The sequence below is a fragment of the Specibacter sp. NPDC057265 genome (genome assembly GCF_042668835.1).
Lineage (GTDB): Bacteria > Actinomycetota > Actinomycetes > Actinomycetales > Micrococcaceae > Specibacter.
Genome location: NZ_JBHUYE010000003.1, coordinates 206,614 through 223,542, shown reverse-complemented (window position 1 = coordinate 223,542; position 16,929 = coordinate 206,614). Strand labels below are relative to the sequence as shown.

Below are 16,929 nucleotides of genomic sequence, written 5' to 3'. Positions count from 1 at the left end.
ACTGCCCGCCTGGGGAGTCGGGGACCCCCCGCGTTGTCCTATGCCCGGCACAGTTATCCCGCTGTCCGCAGGGGAGGCAGAAAGCCAACCTTCTCATACACCTCAGCCAGGGTTGCCGAGGCAATCCCACGGGCCTTCTGCGCGCCACGGGCCAAAAGGGTGTCGAGTTCAGCCGGGTCATCGAGCAGTTCCAGGGTCCGCGCCCGGATCGGCTCCAAGCGGGCCACTACGGCTTCAGCCACATCGACCTTTAAATGCCCGTACATTTTGCCCTCATACTCGGCAACGAGCGCATCCATCGGCTTGTCGGTCAGCGTCGCCAGGATCTCCAACAGGTTGGTGACGCCGGGCTTGTTCTCCCGGTCGTGGGCCACCACTGTCCCGGCATCCGTGACGGCCGATTTGATCCGCTTGGCCGTCACCTTGGGATCGTCGAGGATATTGATGAGCCCGTTGGGGCCGGAGGCGGACTTGGACATCTTCGCCGTCGGATTTTGCAGGTCATATATCCTGGCGCCTTCCTTTTGAATGAAGGCTTCGGGCACCACAAAGGTCTCGCCAAAACGGAAGTTGAAGCGTTTGGCCAGGTCACGGGCCAGTTCCACATGCTGGCGTTGGTCATCACCCACGGGAACCCCCTCGGGGCGGTACAGCAAAATGTCCGCGGCCATCAGCACCGGGTAGGTAAAGAGGCCCACGCTGGACTGCTCCGCACCACCCTTGGCCGACTTGTCCTTGAACTGCGTCATCCGCGACGCCTCGCCAAAGCCGGTGAGGCAGTTCAGCACCCATGCCAGCTGTGCATGCTCGGGCACGTGGGACTGCACAAACAGTGTGGACTTCTCCACATCAATTCCGCCGGCAAGGTACTGGGCGGCGGTCTTGCGGGTACGGGCCCGCAGTTCCGCAGGGTCCTGCGTGACGGTGATGGCGTGCATGTCCGGGATGAAGAACAGTGTCTGGTAGTCGTCCTGGTTCTTCACCCAGTTGACCAGGGCGCCAAGGTAGTTTCCCAGGTGCAGCGAGTCCCCGGAGGGCTGCATGCCGGAAAGTACGCGTGGGCGGGCGGCGGTTTCACTCATGGGGGGAAGGTCCTTTAGAACTTGTAGTCGACGACGAGCGGGGCGTGATCGGAAAAGCGGCTTTCGTAGGACTCGGCCCGGTCCACCACTGCCTGCTCGGCCTTGGCCAGAAGCCCGGGGGTGGCCATATGGTAGTCGATCCGCCATCCAGTGTTGTTGGTGAAGGCCTGCCCGCGGTTGGACCACCAGGTGTAGGGGCCCTCCACCTCCCCCGCCAGTTCACGGGCCACGTCCTTCCAGCCAATTTCCGCTCCGAAGAACCTGTCAAAGTAGGCCCGTTCCTCAGGCAGGAAGCCGGCGCGCTTGACATTGCCCTTCCAATTTTTAATGTCCAGGGTGGAATGGCCCACGTTCAGGTCCCCCACCACCAGGGCGTGGTCGCTGGCCGCGGCCAGCTGCGGCAGACGGCCCACCATGGTGTCCAGGAAACGGAACTTGTCATCCTGCTTGGGGGTGCCCACCTCGCCCGAGTGCACGTAGGCGCTGACGATCGTCAAGGTGGTGGGTGCGCCGTCGGAACCGATAAGGGCGTAGTCGGCCTCCACCCAGCGGCCGGTGGTGGCAAAGTAGTCATCTCCAATGCCGCTGCGGGTCGCCACGGGGGCAATGCGGTCCTTGCGGGAGGCAATCAGCACCCCGGCCCGGCCCTTGGCCTCGGCTTCGGCATGCAACAGGTGCCATTCCTCCCCCAGGAAACCCTCCACAATGGCATCGGGTGCGCGCACTTCCTGCAGACAAAGTATGTCCACATCCCGCGCGGCAAGCCAGGGCCCCATCCCGTTTTTATAGGCGGCCCGCAGACCATTGACGTTGACACTGGCGACCCGCAGGCGACCGTTTTCCATAGCATTGCTCACTTGTTCAACCTTACCTGCAGGACGGCGTGGAGACCTTGATTGCAGCTGTGGCGGCTAGTCGACCACGACGCCGCTGACGGGTTCGTCGCCGTCGCGGGCGCTGGTGGGCTGCTGGGACCGCCCGGCGTTTTTCCGTGCCATGGCGGCGTCCATTTTGGCCTCTTGGGCCTCCCAGTTCGGGTTGATCATGCCCCGGCCGTTGGCTGCCGTGATGTCAATGGTTTCCAGGGCCCTGGCCACCATTGCGGAGTCCCTGCCCAGGTATTCGTTGACCACGCCCACCTGGACGTTGATGATTTTAAAGGAGTGGTCGAGTTTGAGGTCCCGGGCCTTTTGCGCCGAGCGTGAGTCCGAATCCTGGGATACCAGGCGCGTGCCGCCGTCGGATCCGGCGGCGCCGCCCTGCTGCGCCATTTGGGCCTGCGCCAGCGCCACCTGGCGGGCGCCAAAGGCTGCGGCCTTGTGCACGCCAATGTACACAAAGGTGGACAGCACCAGCCAGCCCAGCGCAACGGCGGCAATGACCCACCCCAGAATCGTGGAACTGTTGGCCGCGAACACCAGGGCCACCAGGAAAACGGCGGCCAGCACCATGGTGCCAAGTCCGGAGAACTTGCTGGGTTTGGACATTTTGCCGGTTCCAAGAGAAGTCATGGCTTCATTCTCTCAAATCCGCGGCGGCCGCAGAACCGGCTTCCACCAGTGGCGAACGGCGCAGCCCAATTCCACGCCGCTGCGCCGAGACCGACCCAGCGCCGTCGGGTCCGATGCGGCGCCGCGTCTGACCCGACGGCGCCGGGTCGGTCTCGGCGCGCACTACGTGAAAGGGTTCCAGGCGGCCGTGGGCGCAAGCGCTGCCAGGCCGGCCCGGAGCAGCAAAAAGCCCACAATTCCCAGCACCCACAGCAGGGTCTCGCCGGCAAACTTCCCCAGCTTGTGGTTCAGCCACTGGAAAAGCGGATCCAGCCGGGCACCGAGCGAGGCCCTGAGCGCCAGCAACAGCACCGCCGGCAGCAACATCACCAGGCAGTAGAGGGCCAACACGGATATTTCCCCCGGCAGCGCCAGCGTTGAGTGTGAAATTAATCCAATGGCCACCAGATACGGCAGCATGGTGGGCAGCTCCAGCAGACCCGCAATCAGGGCCAGGCCGAGCAATCCGCCAGGGCTGTGCAGTGCCCGGGACAGCCGTGTCCGCCATTTGACCTCCGGACTGCCTGGCGCGGGTGAAGACTGGCCGTCCGGTCCTGCCATGACTGCCTGTTTCCGGGCCTTCCTCGCCGGATCCGGGCGGAACGCGAACGCCAGCATGCCGCCGCCGCCGAGCACCATGGCCCACTGGACCACCGGCACGGCCGTCAGGGACTGCTCCCCCAACCCGTTGAGGATCCAATCAGCCCCGCTGAGGGCAGCGATTCCCACCAGGAAATAAAAGCCCGCCAGCACGCCCAGGTACAACAGGATCCGCGGGACAATCCGGCGGGCATCCGGGCGCAGCATGAGCCACAGCGGAATCAGCAAGGTGCCAATGCTGGTGCTGTCAATGAGCGCCAAAACCGCCAACTGGGCATGGATTGCAAGTGTCATGGCTTCAGCGTGCCAAGGACGGGCCCGGACGGCGTCGGCCAAGGGAACCATGCCCGTGTCATACCTTCGTCCCATTGCTGCGTGCCCGTCTTGCCCGGCGCCGCACCGCACCGGAAGATGGGGCTATGGAACAATCCCCGGCCGCCGCCCCGCACCTGCCCCGGCGGCTGCTCACCAGCTGGCTGGCACTGGACGTGCGCGCCCTGGCCAGGACCAGGGTCGAGGATCTGGCCTTGGCCGGGGGTTACTTTGTGCTTTTCTGGCTCCTGGAAGCAGTCAATTTCACTGCGTTCGGCAGCCTCAAGGTGCAGTGGCTGGCGTCGGCTTGGCCGGCTCTGGCGGTCCTTGGCTGCTGTGGCGTCTTGTTCCGCCGCACCGCCGCCCCTGCCATGGCCTGGATGTGCGGCATTGCCGCAATGGGGCTGCTGCTGGCCGGACATGCGGGAGCCTTCATCTTGATTTTTGAGCTCTTTTTCTCGGTGGTCCTCTTCGCCACGCCAAGGGCTTCCCTACGGGCCTCCCGCACCGCGTGGGTCCTCTCGGCCCTCCTGCTGCTCACCGTCTACGGCTCATCGCGGGACGCCGGCCTGACTGTGGCCGCTGGATTCGTGGCGGTGCTGACCCTCCTGACGCCGGTGGAGTGGGCCGGGAACCTGCGCAAGGCAACTGTCCTTGCCCAAAGCGAGTCTGCCCGTGCGGACGCCGTCCACGAGGCCGCCGCGCAAAGGCTTCTCGCTGAACGGAACGCCCATGACCTCGCCCTGGAACAGGCACGCCAGCATATGGCGCGTGAACTGCACGACGTGATCTCGGCCCGGCTCTCCGCCATCGCCCTGCAGTCAGGCGCGGCCCTCCACGCGGCCCGGAGCGGTCCCGAGTCGGCCCTCCTGCGCCAGATCCGCAAGGAAAGTGTGGCCGGCCTGGATGAACTCAACACCATGATCCGCTTGCTCCATTCGGGCGGGTCGAGCCAGGCTCCGGGCCAAATTTCAGAGCTGCGGGCACTCATTGAGGGTCATCGCGCAGCAGGGCAGAGGGTGGATTTCTCCATTGAGCTGCCCGACGGCGGCCAGCACCTGCCGCCGGCCGTACAGACCACCGTGTACCGGATTGCGGCCGAGGCGCTCGCCAACGCCGCCAAGCATGCGCCCGGAACAGCCGTGCACCTCTCCCTGTCCTCCGCGTCCGTCCCGGCAGCGGACACGCCGGCCCCGGAGATGCCGGCCCCGGACACGCCACCCGCCGGGCATGAACTTTTGCTGCGCGTGGGCAATGCGCTGCCCCTGCAGCCTGCAGGCCCCCCGTCCGGAACCGGAACAGGACTGCCCAGCATGCATTTTCGTGCCGCGCACGCCGGAGGATCACTAAGTGCCGGCCCGGTGGCCAATGCCTGGCAGGTTCTCCTGCGGTTGCCGCTTGCCGGCCCGGCAAACCCCGCAAGCTTCAAAACCGCCCACGAAGGGAACCTGGCATGAACACGCCCACCCCGGCCGCGCCCCGGCCCATCACGGTGCTTATTGCCGATGACCATGGGGCCATCCGGCTTGGCATGCGCATGGTGGTGGACACCTCGGCGGACATGGAAGTGGTGGGCGAGGCCGGTGACGGTGCAAGCGCCGTGGCCATGGCGCGGGCGTTGCGCCCCGACGTGGTGCTCATGGACCTGCGCATGCCCGTCATGGACGGCATCGAGGCCACCAGGATCATCACGGCGGAAGGCCTGTCCACGGTGCTGGTGCTGACCACCTTTGACCATGACACCCAGCTCTTTGGTGCCCTGCGCGCCGGAGCGGCCGGGTTCCTGCTCAAGACCGCGGAGCCGGAGGCAATCACCGCGGCCCTGCGCCGGGTCCACGAGGGCGACCAGGTCATTGCCCCGGAGGTGACGGCGCGGATCGTGGCCGCGGCGCTTTCAGCCAACATGCCTGCAGCCCAGGGCCCCGGGGAGCCGCCGGGCTGGGAGCACCTCACCGAGCGTGAACGTGAAGTATTCGGCGCCCTGCGCCAGGGGTTGACGAACTTTTCCATCGGCCGCCGGCTGGGCATTTCCGAAACCACCGTGAAGACGCACGTTTCGCGGGTGCTGGCCAAGTTGGGGTTGCAGAGCCGGGTGCAGGTGGCCCTTTTGCCAACGTGGCGCTGACCGGGCACGCCGAGGCCAGTGCAGTGCCATGCCGCCAGCAGCCAGCAGCCAGCAGCCAGCAGCGCCATCCTTGCCGTTGGCTGGCATTGGGCGCATCATGGTGGGACGGCGCATTCTCTGCCGGACAACGGCAGCACGGCCGCAGCGAGGGCCAAGTGAGCTGCCACGGGGGAAGGAACGGGACCATGCCGGCTTTGACGAGAACCACGCGGTGCACCATTGCCCCGCCGGATCTGCTGGGGCGTTTGGCGCTCGACGGCGACCCTGAACAGCGTGAAGCCGCCGTCCGGGCCCTGGCCACCTCCGCGGCCATGCGTTCCCAACGTGCCGTGATCGGCCGGTTGAACCGACAGCTCAACGTCAACATTGGGGCCATGGTGGGCTTCGACGTCGCCCCCGACCGCCGTTTGACCGTCTATGACAACCAGAACAAGGGCCGGACCTTCCTGCCCGGGGTCCGGGCCCGCGACTGGGGACAGCCGCCGGTGGCGGACGAGGCCGTCAACCAGGCCTACGACGGCAGCAGCGCCACCTACGAGTTTTACCGCCAGGTGTACCAGCGCAACTCCCTCGACGGCGCCGGACTGGAGCTTGTCTCCTCCGTCCACTACGGCGTCGCCTTTGACAACGCATTCTGGGACGGGGCCCAAATGGTTTACGGGGACGGCAGCGGCCGGATTTTCCAGGTCGGCGGACTCACCCGCTCCCTGGATGTGATTGCGCATGAATTGACCCACGGCGTCACCGAGTTCACCGCGGGGCTGGTCTACAGCAAACAGTCCGGGGCGCTCAATGAGTCCTTCTCCGACGTCTTCGGCTCGCTGGTCAAGCAGTACAGCCTCAAGCAGGAGGCGGCCGACGCCAGCTGGCTCATTGGGGAGGGGATCCTGGTTCCCGGTCTCGGAACCGCGCTGCGCTCCATGCTGAATCCGGGCACGGCATACTCCGGCGACCGGCAACCGGGCCACATGGACGACTATGTGGACCTGCCGGACAACAACGACCCCCGCAATGACAATGGCGGGGTCCACATCAACTCCGGCATCCCCAACCGCGCATTCGCCCTGGCTGCCACAGCCTTGGGCGGGCACGCCTGGGACAAGGCGGGCAGGATTTGGTACACGGCGCTCACCAACAGGCTGCGCCCCAACACCCAGTTCGACGAGGCCGCCCGGGCCACCGTCGACATTGCCGGATCCCTGTTCAGCTCCACCGAGCAGGACGCGGTCCACAACGCTTGGAAAGAGGTCGGCGTTCTGACATGAAATTGACAATCCGCAGGGGCGGCGGTCTGGCCGGCATTGTGGCGCAGACGGAACTCGACGCCCAAAAACTGCCGCAGCCTGCCGCCGAAGCCTTTGCCGGCGAGGTGGCCCGCGCCGAGCTCCAGCTCCAACCTCCGCCGCCGCCCCCGCCGGCCAGCCGCTGGGCCGATGCCCAGCTGTACGAAATCTCCTTGGAGGAGGCGGGCCCGCCGGTGTGCGTGCACTTCACGGATGAGACCCTGCCGGAAAACGTCCGCCAGCTCATGGCCTGGGTGGACGGCCGCCCGGAGCGCACCGAATCCATCGGGTACTAGGCCGTTTCGGCCCACCCACGAGGCGCCCCACCCACAAAGCGGCCCACGCACAAGACGGGCGCCGCACGGAAGGTGGTTTCCGTGCGGCGCCCGCCGCCGTGGCACCCGTGACGGGTGGGCCCGGCTGCCTCAGGCGCGCTCGGCGGCCTCCACCACGTTGGCCAGCAGCATCGCGCGGGTCATGGGGCCCACACCACCCGGGTTGGGGGAGATCCAGCTGGCAACCGACGCTGCAGCAGGCTCCACGTCCCCGGTGACAACTGCCTTGCCATTGCCGTCATCGACCCGGCTGACGCCCACGTCCAGGACGATGGCACCGGGCTTCAGGTCCGCGGCCTTGATCATGTGCGGCACGCCGGCGGCGGCAACCACCACGTCGGCGGTCCGCAGTTCGGCGGCCAGATCCTGCGTCCCGGTGTGGGCCAGGACCACCGTGGCGTTGATGTCGCGGCGGGTCAGCAGCAGGCCCATGGGCCGGCCAATCGTCACGCCGCGGCCCACCACCAGCACCCGCTTGCCGTTCAAGGCAATCCCATGGCGTTCCAGCAGCACAATGCAGCCCTTGGGCGTGCACGGCAGCGGCGAGGCCATGGGCCGGTTCACATTGGCCACCAGGCGCCCCAGGTTCATGGGGTGCAGGCCGTCGGCGTCCTTGGCCGGGTCAATGGCCTCCAGCACCACATCCTGGTCAATGTGCGCCGGCAGCGGCAGTTGGACAATGTAGCCGGTGCAGGACGGGTCCGCATTGAGCCGGCGCACGGCGGCCAGGACCTCTTCCTCGGTGGCGGTGTCCGGCAGATCAATGCGGATGGACTTAATGCCCACTTCGGCGCAGTCCTTGTGCTTTCCGCCCACGTACCACTGCGAGCCCGGATCCGAGCCCACCAGGATGGTGCCCAGACCCGGGGTGACGCCACGGGCGGCGAGGGCCGCAACACGTTCGGTCAGTTCGGATTTGATGGCGGCGGCGGTGGCCTTGCCGTCAAGAATTTGCGCCGTCATGCTTTTTACCATTCTTCCTGGCCGGGGTACAGCGGGAAGTTCGCAGCGAGTGCCTTGACGCGGGCGCTGAGGGCGTCGACGTCGGCACCCCCCTTCAGGGCAGCGGCAATGATCTCGCCAACTTCGGTGAATTCCTTGGCGCCAAAGCCGCGGGTGGCCAATGCCGGGGTGCCAATGCGCAGCCCGGAGGTGACCATCGGGGGGCGGGGGTCGAACGGCACGGCGTTGCGGTTGACGGTGATGCCCACGCTGTGCAGCAGGTCCTCGGCCTGTTGGCCGTTCATTTCCGAGTTGCGCAGGTCCACCAGCACCAGGTGCACATCGGTGCCGCCGGTCAGCACGGAGACGCCGGCTTCGGCAACGTCGGGTGCGTTCAGGCGCTCGGCGATGATCTTGGCGCCTTCCAGGACGCGGGCCTGGCGTTCGGCGAACTCTTCACCGGCGGCAACCTTGAAGGCCACGGCCTTGGCGGCAACCACGTGCATGAGCGGGCCGCCCTGCTGTCCCGGGAACACGGCGGAGTTGAGCTTCTTGGCCCATTCGGCCTTGGCCAGGATCACGCCCGAACGCGGGCCGGACAGGGTCTTGTGCACCGTGGAGGTGACGACGTCGGAGTACGGCACCGGGTTCGGGTGCAGGCCGGCTGCCACAAGGCCGGCAAAGTGGGCCATGTCGGTCCACAGCAGGGCGCCAACTTCGTCGGCGATGGCGCGGAAGGCAGCGAAGTCCAACTGGCGCGGGTACGCGGACCAGCCGGCGATGATGACCTGCGGCTTTTCGGCAATGGCCTGGGCGCGCAGCTTGTCCATGTCGATGCGGAAGGTGTCGGGTTCGACTTCGTAGGCGGCAACTTCATACAGCTTGCCGGAGAAGTTCAGTTTCATGCCGTGGGTCAGGTGGCCGCCGTGGGCCAGCGACAAGCCCATGATCTTGTCGCCGGGCTTGATCATGGCGGCGAGCGCCGCGGCGTTGGCCTGGGCGCCGGAGTGCGGCTGGACGTTGGCGTATTCGGCGCCAAAGAGGTCCTTCACGCGCTCGATCGCCAGGTTCTCGGCCACGTCAACGGCTTCACAGCCGCCGTAGTAGCGGCGGCCCGGGTACCCTTCGGCGTACTTGTTGGTCAGCACGGAGCCCTGGGCTTCCAGGACGGCGCGGGGGGCGAAGTTTTCAGAGGCAATCATTTCCAGCGTGTCGCGCTGGCGGGCAAGCTCGTCCTTGAGGACGGCGGCAATTTCCGGGTCCAGCTCGGAGAGCGGGGCGTTGGTCACGGACTGGGTGGGGGTGAAGGTCACTACAGGCTCCTGGATGGGCGGCACGAAAAAACGTCTTCGAAAAGGTTATCGCCAAACACGCAGGTGTTGGCTTTTCGTGACCAGAGCGTCCCAGGCGTACGATCGCTGCGGTCTTGTTTCGTGCTGCTCCCCGGTGGTGGACCACCTCATCGCCAGTTGCAACGCTTTCAGTGTAATGCAGGACCAATGCCCTGCCCGGCGGAATTGGGCGGTAACGTTGGGCGGGTGACTGAATTGAGTTCCCCCGCCGCCGCGCACGGTTATGTGCTGACCCTTTCCTGCTCCGACCGGCCCGGCATTGTCCACGCCGTGTCGGGTTCCCTCATGGAGGCCGGCTGCAACATCACTGATTCGCAGCAGTACGGCAATCCCGACACCGGCTCCTTCTTCATGCGGGTGGCGGTGGAAACGACGACGTCGTTCGGTGCCCTGCGCGAACAGCTCGCCGGCGTGGCTGCGGACTTTGACAATTGGTCCCTGCACCCGGCGGGCGCGCCCGTGCGCACCTTGATTTTGGCGTCCAAAGCCGCCCACTGCCTGAACGACCTGCTGTTTTTGCAGCGCTCGGGGACTTTGCCGGTGGAGATTCCCGCGATCGTGTCCAACCACATGGACTTGAAGCCGCTGGCCGATTTTTATGGCATCCCCTTCCACTACATTCCCGTCACCGCGGGCACCAAGGCCGCAGCGGAGGCCGCACTGCTGGATCTGGTGGCGGAGCTGAAGGTGGAACTGGTGGTCCTGGCCCGCTACATGCAGATCCTGTCCGATGGGCTCTGCCAGCAGCTCGCGGGCAAAGCCATCAATATCCACCACTCCTTCCTGCCCTCTTTCAAGGGTGCCAAGCCATACCACCAGGCCCATGCCCGCGGGGTGAAGATCATTGGCGCCACGGCCCATTACGTCACCGCCGCGCTTGATGAGGGACCCATCATTGAACAGGAAGTCATCCGGGTCGACCACGGGCATTCCGTGGAGCAGTTTGTTTCCATGGGCCGCGCCGTGGAGGCCCGGACTTTGGCGCAGGCCGTGCAGTGGCATGCCGAGCACCGGGTGCTGCTGGACGGCCACCGCACGGTGGTCTTTGGCTAGCATCCGCGTCAATGTCCGGCGGCAGGCCGGGCCGGGCCTAGGCTGGGTGCATGGAAAAGCACATATTGGGTCGAAGCAACAGGGAAGTTTCCGCCATTGGCCTGGGGACCTGGCAACTGGGCGGCGATTGGGGCAATGTCGATGAAGATCAGGCCCTGGCCGTCCTGAGCGCCGCAGCCGAGGCCGGGGTGACGTTCTTTGACACTGCCGACGTCTACGGCGATGGCCGCAGCGAGCAACTCATTGGCCGTTTCCTGCGGGAGCGTGCCGACGGGCGCGCCTTTACGGTGGCCACCAAAATGGGCCGGCGCCTGGAGCAGTTGCCGGAGAACTACGTGCTGGCGAACTTCCGCGCCTGGACTGACAGGTCCCGGAAACTGCTGGGCGCCGACACCCTGGATTTGGTGCAGCTGCATTGCCCGCCCACGGCCACGGTGACCTCCGATGAGGTGTATGACGCCCTGGACACGCTGGTGGACGAGGGCGTCATGGCCCATTACGGCGTGAGCGTGGAGACCAGCGCCCAGGCACTGGCGGCCATTGCCCGCCCCCGGGTGGCGAGCGTGCAAATCATCATCAACGCCTTCCGCCTCAAACCGCTTGAGCAGGTCCTGCCTGCCGCGCAGCAGGCAGGCGTGGGCATCATTGCCCGCGTCCCTTTGGCCAGCGGACTGCTGTCAGGCAAATACACCGCCCAGACCACCTTTTCCGACGACGACCACCGGAACTTCAACCGCGACGGCAGCCACTTCGACGTGGGCGAGACCTTCTCCGGCGTCGACTACGCCGTGGGGCTGGAAGCGGCCGGACGTTTCGCCGCCCTGGCCCAGGCGCACGGGCAGGACACGGCCACGGCCGCGCTGGCCTGGGTCGCCCAACTGCCCGGCGTCAGCTCGGTGATTCCCGGCGCCCGCACGCCTGAACAGGCCCGGGCCAACGCTGCCGCGGGCGCGGTCGCGGACCTTGGCGCCGGGTTCAACGCCGGCGTGCACAGCATTTATGACGAGCTTCTGCGCCCCACCATCCACGGGCGCTGGTAAGCCCCCTTTTCAAGATTGGACCTGTCATGAGCGAACTGCTTACCTTTGACGGCGAAAGCCCGGCTGTGCATGGGAGCGCCTTTGTGGCGCGGTCGGCAACGCTGATAGGACGCGCCAGCCTGGGTGCGGACTCCAGCGCCTTTTACGGGGTGGTGGTGCGTGCGGACACCAACTCGATCTCCGTGGGCCGCGGCAGCAATTTACAGGACAATGTGGTGCTGCACGCCGATCCCGGCTTCCCCACCACCATTGGGGACCATGTCAGTGTGGGGCATGGCGCGGTGGTCCACGGCTGCACGGTGGAGGACGGCTGCCTGGTGGGCATGGGGGCCACCATCCTCAATGGTGCCGTCATTGGCGCCGGTTCGCTGGTGGCCGCCGGCGCCGTGGTGCTGGAAGGGACCATTGTTCCGCCGGGATCGCTGGTGGCGGGGGTGCCCGCCAAGGTCAGGCGTGGACTCAGTGCCGAAGAACAGGCGGGCGTGCGGGAAAACGCGGCCAATTATGTGGCCCTGGCCCGCAGGCACAGGGAGCAGCAGGGTTAAGGAGCAGCAGGGTGGAGGCCGCGACAAAGGCCCCGGCACCAGCGCCGGCCTTTGAACGTTAACTGACAAGGCAGCAGGATTCCCGCCTTTGCGTTCATAACTTGACCATAATGCCTGCTGTGATGCACGCTACTACTCATGAGTGATGAGCACACCCCCACAGCTGCCCCGCGGCCAGGTTCCCAATCGGCGCTGCGCCGGCGCAATGAGCAGCTCATCACGGCCGTGCTGCAGGCCGGCGGGCCGCTGTCGCAGGCGGAACTGGCCCGCCGCACAGGCCTTTCCACCGCCACCATCTCCAACATTGTCCGGGCCATGGCCGCCCAGGGCTTGGCGCAGACCCGGCCCACCACCAGTTCCGGGCGCCGGGCGCTGGCTGTGTCCCTGCTGGAAAAACGCCAGGTGGCGGTGGGGATTGATTTTGGCCGCAGCCATGTGCGCGTCATTGTGGCCAGCCCCGGGTTCAAGCTGCTCGGGGAACGGCACGCCAATCTTCCCGAAGGCCATCTGGCGGCGGACAGCATGGCCCAGGCCCGGCGCATGCTCGCGCAGCTGCTGGCGGAACTGGACCTTGAGCGCAGCCACGTGATGGGCGCCGGGGTGGGCATCCCGGGGCCCATTGACCACCGGACCGGCACGGTGATCCGCGGCGCCATTTTGCCCGAATGGGTGGGCTTGAAGCTGGTGGCTGAACTTGAGCAGGCACTGGGCATCCCCACCATGGCGGACAATGACGCCAACCTTGGCGCCCTGGCGCAGATCACCTGGGGTGAACACCGCAGCGTGAGGGATCTGGTGTATCTAAAGATTGGCACCGGCATTGGCGCCGGCCTGATCCTCAATGGCGCCCCCTACCACGGCCACACGGGGATCACCGGCGAAATTGGCCATGCCACGATCTTTGATCAGGGGCTGATGTGCCGCTGCGGCAACCGCGGCTGCCTGGAGACGGTGGCATCCACGGCCCTCATGATCGAACTGCTCAGCCGCGGGGAAACGGCCCCCCTGACAGTGCCGGAGATCATCGCCCGGGCACAGTCCGGGGATGCCGCAACCCTGCGGGTGATTGACGACGCCGGCCTGGCTGTGGGCCGCGCTTTGGCCAATGTGGCCAATTTAATCAATCCCGCCGCCGTGGTGGTGGGCGGCCCGCTGGCACCCTTGGGGGAAGTGCTGCTGGGCCCCATCCGGCGCGGGCTCGTCCGCCATGCGGTCCCGGCCATTGGCGAGGTCACCGCCGTCTCCATGTCCGCACTGGGGGACCGCGCCGAAGCGCTGGGGGCGATTTCGCTGGTTCTAAGCCGCAGCCAGCCCGGCCACGGCTAAAACGGCCCCGCGGCGGTGCCGCCGGAGATTAAAGACCGTTACCAAGCCGTTGCGTTAAATAGTTGACGGCAATCAGTGATGCGGGTTACTTTTACATGGCAAGCCCCGCAGCGGGCTCCACAAACATCACTTTCGAACAATTTCCACGGAGGAAGCACATGCGACGACGCATATCCATGCTTGCCGGAGTTGCAGCCCTGGGTCTGACCCTGGCCGCCTGCGGCGGCGGCGGCGAAACCCCTGCAGAAGACAGCAACGCCCAGGACGCAAGCGGCAACGTGGGTGTGTTCACCTGGTGGGCGGACGGTTCCGAAAAGGCCGGCCTGGACGCCCTCGTCAAGGTCTTCGGCACGGACTACCCCGATGTCACCTTTGACAACCTCGCGGTTGCCGGTGGCGCCGGCTCCCAGGCCAAGAGCGTCCTGGCAGCCCAGCTGAAGGCCGGCAACCCGCCGGATTCCTTCCAGGCCCATGCCGGCGCCGAGCTGCAGGACTACATTGACGCCGACCAGCTCGAGGACCTCAGCAGCTTCTACACCGACAACGACCTCACCGCCCAGTTCCCGGCGGACCTGGTGGACCGGCTGACGGTGGACGGCAAGATCTACTCGGTCCCCTCCAACATCCACCGCGCCAACGTGGTGTGGGCCAATGTGGAGGTGCTGAAAAAGGCCGGCATTGATCCGGAAAAGCCCGCCGAGGACCTGGAAGGCTGGTTCGCGGACATGGACAAGATCAAGGCCACCGGCACCATCCCGCTGGCAGTGGCCGGTTCCTGGACCCAGGTGCAGTTGTTTGAAAACATCCTGCTGGCCAGCCTCGGCGCCGAGGGCTACAACGGCCTGTGGGACGGCTCCACGGATTGGAAGGGCGCCGAAGTGACCGACGCCATCAAGGCGTATGAGAAGGCGTTGAGCTACACCAACACGGACCGCGACTCCCTCAGCGACTGGGCCCCGGCCACACAGCTGGTGCAGGACGGCGCGGCAGCGTACAACGTCATGGGTGACTGGGCCGAGGCCAAGTTTGCCCAGGACGGTGACAAGCCCGGCGTCGACTACGTCTACTTCCCCACACCCGGAACGGAAGGCGTCTTTGACTTCCTGGCCGACTCCTTCACCCTCCCCAAGGGCGCCCCGAACCCGGCCGGAGCGAAGGCTTGGCTGACCACCATTGGTTCAGCCGAGGGCCAGGCGGCGTTCAACAAGGTCAAGGGTTCCATCCCGGCCAACACCACCGCCAAGACCGACGACTTCTCCGAGTACCAGAAGAGCGCCATTGCGGACTTTGGCCAGGACACCATTGTTTCCTCCCTGGCCCACGGAGCTGCCGTGCCGGTGGCTTGGCTCAATGATCTGAGCACCGCCGTCAGCAAGTTCGGCGGCGACAAGGACATTGACACCCTGCAAAGTTCATTGGGCGACATTGGAGAAAAGTTCGCCAAGTAATCACTGCCTGAACGCTGGGGGCGGGCGCAACGTGTTCGTTGCGCCCGCCCCCCAGTTCTGCGGTTCAAGTCTTCTTTGGAAGGAGGCAAACCATGTTAAAGCGCGTAAAAACGTGGGGCCCAGGCGTCTTGCTGCTGGCACCCACCATAATTCTGGTCGGCGTGTTCGTCTACTGGCTCATCATTGAAAACTTCCGTGTCAGTCTCACCAACCAGCACACGGCCAAGCCCAGCAACAAGTACGTTGGATTTGAGAACTACTCCAACCTGCTGGCAGACCCCAATTTCCAGCACTCCTTGTGGAATCTGCTCATCCTCACAGTCGTCTTCCTCGGCGGCACCTTGATCTTTGGCTTCCTCTGGGCATGGATCCTGGAGCAGCCCGCGCTGGGGGAAGGCTTCTTCCGCTCGGTGTACCTCTTTCCCATGGCGGTTTCCTTCATTGCCTCCGGTGTGGTGTGGCGCTGGCTGCTTTCGAGCCTGCAGACCGGCCAACCCGGCGGCGAGCGCACCACCGGGCTGAACCGCCTGCTGGACAGCGTGGGTCTGGGGGCTTTGCAAAATGACTGGTGGTCCAACCCCACCTGGGGCATTGCGGCCATTGCCGTCCCCGCCATCTGGCAGCTGTCAGGTTATGTCATGGCCCTGTTTTTGGCCGGTTTCCGGGGCATCCCCGATGAGCTGCGTGAAGCGGCCCGCATTGACGGGTGCACCGAATGGAAGCTGTACCGCCATGTGATCTTCCCCCAGTTGAGCCCCGTCATGCTCTCGGCAGTGATCATCATTGGCCACATGTCCTTGAAGCTCTTTGACCTCATCCGCGCCATTGTTCCGGACGCCAACACCTATGACGTGCAGGTTCCGGCCACTTTGATGTGGGTTAAATACATTGGCAGCGACTACGCCGATGCCGCCGCCATTGGCACGATCCTGCTGGTGCTGGTGGCCATGGCGGTCATCCCCTACCTCATGTACACCTCGCGAGCGGAGAAGCGCTAATGGCCACCGCCACAGTGAATAACAAGAAGCGCCTGCGGAGCGCGCAGGACATGAAATCCGATTCCAAGCGCACCAACAAGCGGCGTCTGAACCGGACCTTGAAGTACGCCCTGCTGATCTTCTTTGTGGTCATGATCCTGCTGCCGGCCTATGTTTTGATTGTCACCAGCTTCAAGGGAACCGCCGACGCCGATCCCTCCCGGGCCTGGTACCTGCCCCAGGTGTGGCAGACCGACGGCTGGTCCAAGGCATGGACCACGCTGGCCCCCTCCCTGGGCCGCACCGTCTCCCTGGTGGTCCCGGCCGCGCTGGTCTCGGCGTTCCTGGGCTCCATCAACGGCTATGTGCTGTCCAAGTGGAGGTTCCCGGGAGCGAACATTGTCTTCACCTTGATCCTGTTCGGCATGTTCATCCCCTACCAGGCCGTCATGATCCCCTTGACGCAGCTGGTCAGTGACCTGGGCATTCCCCAGGGCGTGCCGTCGCTGATGCTGCTGCACATTGTCTACGGCCTGCCCATCTGCACCTTGATCTTCCGCAACTACTACGCCTCCGTGCCCGATGAGCTCATTGAGGCCGCGCGCATGGACGGCGCCGGAATCCTGCGCACCTATGCCTCGGTCATTTTGCCGGTGTCCATGCCGGGCTTTGTGGTGGTCTTGATCTGGCAGTTCACCTCCGCCTGGAACGACTACCTCTTTGCCGCGTTCTTCTCCTCCGGCCGCAACGGGCCGGTGACCATTGCACTGTCCTTCCTGGCCGGCGGCCAGCTCACCGACTACGCCGCCTCCATGGCCGGGGCGCTCATTGCCTCGGTGCCCACCCTCATTGTGTACATGCTCCTGGGCAAGTATTTTGTGGGCGGCCTGATGAGCGGTTCCGTCAAGGGCTGAGAGGCCTGTAACGATGACAGCCTGCGTATCCGGGGCCGTTCCCCT

The 16,929-nt window shown here is 65.5% G+C and carries 17 protein-coding genes and 1 riboswitch; of the genes, 11 read left to right on the top strand and 6 right to left on the bottom strand.

What is annotated here, in order from left to right:
• Positions 1 to 53 precede the first annotated feature (53 nt).
• From trpS to ACFUCV_RS04185, 4 genes are all read right to left on the bottom strand, one after another.
• Positions 54 to 1,082 carry a tryptophan--tRNA ligase gene (gene trpS / locus ACFUCV_RS04200; protein WP_380812331.1) on the bottom strand — a complete coding sequence of 343 codons (1,029 nt, stop codon included), beginning with the start codon at positions 1,080 to 1,082 and terminating at the stop codon, positions 54 to 56.
• Between the two features lie 14 nt (positions 1,083 to 1,096).
• Entirely contained in the window at positions 1,097 to 1,927 is an 831-nt protein-coding gene (locus ACFUCV_RS04195) for an exodeoxyribonuclease III (RefSeq protein WP_380812376.1), read from the bottom strand.
• 66 nt (positions 1,928 to 1,993) lie between these two features.
• Positions 1,994 to 2,593: a hypothetical protein gene (locus ACFUCV_RS04190; RefSeq protein WP_380812329.1), complete on the bottom strand. Its 600-nt coding sequence runs from the start codon at positions 2,591 to 2,593 to the stop codon at positions 1,994 to 1,996.
• A 162-nt stretch (positions 2,594 to 2,755) separates the two neighbouring features.
• A complete protein-coding gene (locus ACFUCV_RS04185) occupies positions 2,756 to 3,526 on the bottom strand; it encodes a GAP family protein (protein ID WP_380812327.1) in 771 nt (256 codons plus the stop codon).
• A 125-nt stretch (positions 3,527 to 3,651) separates the two neighbouring features.
• Here ACFUCV_RS04185 and ACFUCV_RS04180 point away from each other — a divergent pair, with 125 nt between their 5' ends.
• From ACFUCV_RS04180 to ACFUCV_RS04165, 4 genes are all read left to right on the top strand, one after another.
• The gene (locus tag ACFUCV_RS04180; RefSeq protein ID WP_380812325.1) at positions 3,652 to 5,001 is read left to right on the top strand and encodes a sensor histidine kinase; all 1,350 of its coding nucleotides are present in this window, start codon (positions 3,652 to 3,654) and stop codon (positions 4,999 to 5,001) included.
• On the top strand, positions 4,998 to 5,669 hold the full coding sequence (locus ACFUCV_RS04175) for a response regulator (RefSeq protein WP_380812323.1): 672 nt from the start codon (positions 4,998 to 5,000) through the stop codon (positions 5,667 to 5,669). The genes ACFUCV_RS04180 and ACFUCV_RS04175 overlap by 4 nt, the downstream gene beginning before the upstream one ends.
• 185 nt (positions 5,670 to 5,854) lie before the next feature.
• Positions 5,855 to 6,934: a M4 family metallopeptidase gene (locus ACFUCV_RS04170; protein ID WP_380812321.1), complete on the top strand. Its 1,080-nt coding sequence runs from the start codon at positions 5,855 to 5,857 to the stop codon at positions 6,932 to 6,934.
• The gene (locus ACFUCV_RS04165) at positions 6,931 to 7,248 is read left to right on the top strand and encodes a protealysin inhibitor emfourin (protein ID WP_380812319.1); all 318 of its coding nucleotides are present in this window, start codon (positions 6,931 to 6,933) and stop codon (positions 7,246 to 7,248) included. Before ACFUCV_RS04170 ends, ACFUCV_RS04165 begins: the two co-directional genes overlap by 4 nt.
• Positions 7,249 to 7,377: 129 nt before the next feature.
• Here the strand turns inward: ACFUCV_RS04165 and ACFUCV_RS04160 are convergent, their stop codons facing one another.
• Together ACFUCV_RS04160 and glyA are read right to left on the bottom strand one after the other, a co-directional pair.
• A complete protein-coding gene (locus ACFUCV_RS04160; RefSeq protein WP_380812317.1) occupies positions 7,378 to 8,250 on the bottom strand; it encodes a bifunctional methylenetetrahydrofolate dehydrogenase/methenyltetrahydrofolate cyclohydrolase in 873 nt (290 codons plus the stop codon).
• Positions 8,251 to 8,255: 5 nt separating this feature from the next.
• A complete protein-coding gene (glyA, locus tag ACFUCV_RS04155) occupies positions 8,256 to 9,542 on the bottom strand; it encodes a serine hydroxymethyltransferase (protein WP_380812315.1) in 1,287 nt (428 codons plus the stop codon).
• An 81-nt stretch (positions 9,543 to 9,623) separates the two neighbouring features.
• Positions 9,624 to 9,712, bottom strand: a riboswitch (ZMP/ZTP riboswitch).
• Between the two features lie 64 nt (positions 9,713 to 9,776).
• Between glyA and purU the strand changes: the two genes are divergently transcribed.
• From purU to ACFUCV_RS04120, 7 genes are all read left to right on the top strand, one after another.
• Positions 9,777 to 10,634 (top strand): formyltetrahydrofolate deformylase, encoded by an 858-nt coding sequence (gene purU, locus ACFUCV_RS04150; protein ID WP_380812374.1) that lies wholly within the window; start codon positions 9,777 to 9,779, stop codon positions 10,632 to 10,634.
• A 50-nt stretch (positions 10,635 to 10,684) separates the two neighbouring features.
• Positions 10,685 to 11,674, top strand: a complete 990-nt coding sequence (locus ACFUCV_RS04145) for an aldo/keto reductase (protein WP_380812313.1) — start codon at positions 10,685 to 10,687, stop codon at positions 11,672 to 11,674.
• A 26-nt stretch (positions 11,675 to 11,700) separates the two neighbouring features.
• Entirely contained in the window at positions 11,701 to 12,219 is a 519-nt protein-coding gene (locus tag ACFUCV_RS04140) for a gamma carbonic anhydrase family protein (RefSeq protein WP_380812311.1), read from the top strand.
• A 138-nt stretch (positions 12,220 to 12,357) separates the two neighbouring features.
• The gene (locus tag ACFUCV_RS04135; RefSeq protein ID WP_380812309.1) at positions 12,358 to 13,545 is read left to right on the top strand and encodes an ROK family transcriptional regulator; all 1,188 of its coding nucleotides are present in this window, start codon (positions 12,358 to 12,360) and stop codon (positions 13,543 to 13,545) included.
• A gap of 158 nt (positions 13,546 to 13,703) precedes the next feature.
• On the top strand, positions 13,704 to 14,993 hold the full coding sequence (locus ACFUCV_RS04130) for an ABC transporter substrate-binding protein (protein ID WP_380812307.1): 1,290 nt from the start codon (positions 13,704 to 13,706) through the stop codon (positions 14,991 to 14,993).
• A 92-nt stretch (positions 14,994 to 15,085) separates the two neighbouring features.
• The gene (locus ACFUCV_RS04125) at positions 15,086 to 15,991 is read left to right on the top strand and encodes a carbohydrate ABC transporter permease (RefSeq protein WP_380812305.1); all 906 of its coding nucleotides are present in this window, start codon (positions 15,086 to 15,088) and stop codon (positions 15,989 to 15,991) included.
• 50 nt (positions 15,992 to 16,041) lie between these two features.
• Positions 16,042 to 16,884, top strand: coding sequence for a carbohydrate ABC transporter permease (locus ACFUCV_RS04120; RefSeq protein ID WP_380812372.1), 843 nt, complete (start codon positions 16,042 to 16,044; stop codon positions 16,882 to 16,884).
• Positions 16,885 to 16,929: the final 45 nt, after the last annotated feature.

Excerpts from the sequence above, each read along its gene's own strand:
- trpS (WP_380812331.1), bottom strand. The coding sequence starts at position 1,082 with ATGAGTGAAACCGCCGCCCGCCCACGCGTACTTTCCGGCATGCAGCCC.
- ACFUCV_RS04195 (WP_380812376.1), bottom strand. The coding sequence starts at position 1,927 with ATGGAAAACGGTCGCCTGCGGGTCGCCAGTGTCAACGTCAATGGTCTG.
- ACFUCV_RS04190 (WP_380812329.1), bottom strand. The coding sequence starts at position 2,593 with ATGACTTCTCTTGGAACCGGCAAAATGTCCAAACCCAGCAAGTTCTCC.
- ACFUCV_RS04185 (WP_380812327.1), bottom strand. The coding sequence starts at position 3,526 with ATGACACTTGCAATCCATGCCCAGTTGGCGGTTTTGGCGCTCATTGAC.
- ACFUCV_RS04180 (WP_380812325.1), top strand. The coding sequence starts at position 3,652 with ATGGAACAATCCCCGGCCGCCGCCCCGCACCTGCCCCGGCGGCTGCTC.
- ACFUCV_RS04175 (WP_380812323.1), top strand. The coding sequence starts at position 4,998 with ATGAACACGCCCACCCCGGCCGCGCCCCGGCCCATCACGGTGCTTATT.
- ACFUCV_RS04170 (WP_380812321.1), top strand. The coding sequence starts at position 5,855 with ATGCCGGCTTTGACGAGAACCACGCGGTGCACCATTGCCCCGCCGGAT.
- ACFUCV_RS04165 (WP_380812319.1), top strand. The coding sequence starts at position 6,931 with ATGAAATTGACAATCCGCAGGGGCGGCGGTCTGGCCGGCATTGTGGCG.
- ACFUCV_RS04160 (WP_380812317.1), bottom strand. The coding sequence starts at position 8,250 with ATGACGGCGCAAATTCTTGACGGCAAGGCCACCGCCGCCGCCATCAAA.
- ACFUCV_RS04145 (WP_380812313.1), top strand. The coding sequence starts at position 10,685 with ATGGAAAAGCACATATTGGGTCGAAGCAACAGGGAAGTTTCCGCCATT.
- ACFUCV_RS04140 (WP_380812311.1), top strand. The coding sequence starts at position 11,701 with ATGAGCGAACTGCTTACCTTTGACGGCGAAAGCCCGGCTGTGCATGGG.
- ACFUCV_RS04135 (WP_380812309.1), top strand. The coding sequence starts at position 12,358 with ATGAGTGATGAGCACACCCCCACAGCTGCCCCGCGGCCAGGTTCCCAA.
- ACFUCV_RS04130 (WP_380812307.1), top strand. The coding sequence starts at position 13,704 with ATGCGACGACGCATATCCATGCTTGCCGGAGTTGCAGCCCTGGGTCTG.
- ACFUCV_RS04125 (WP_380812305.1), top strand. The coding sequence starts at position 15,086 with ATGTTAAAGCGCGTAAAAACGTGGGGCCCAGGCGTCTTGCTGCTGGCA.
- ACFUCV_RS04120 (WP_380812372.1), top strand. The coding sequence starts at position 16,042 with ATGAAATCCGATTCCAAGCGCACCAACAAGCGGCGTCTGAACCGGACC.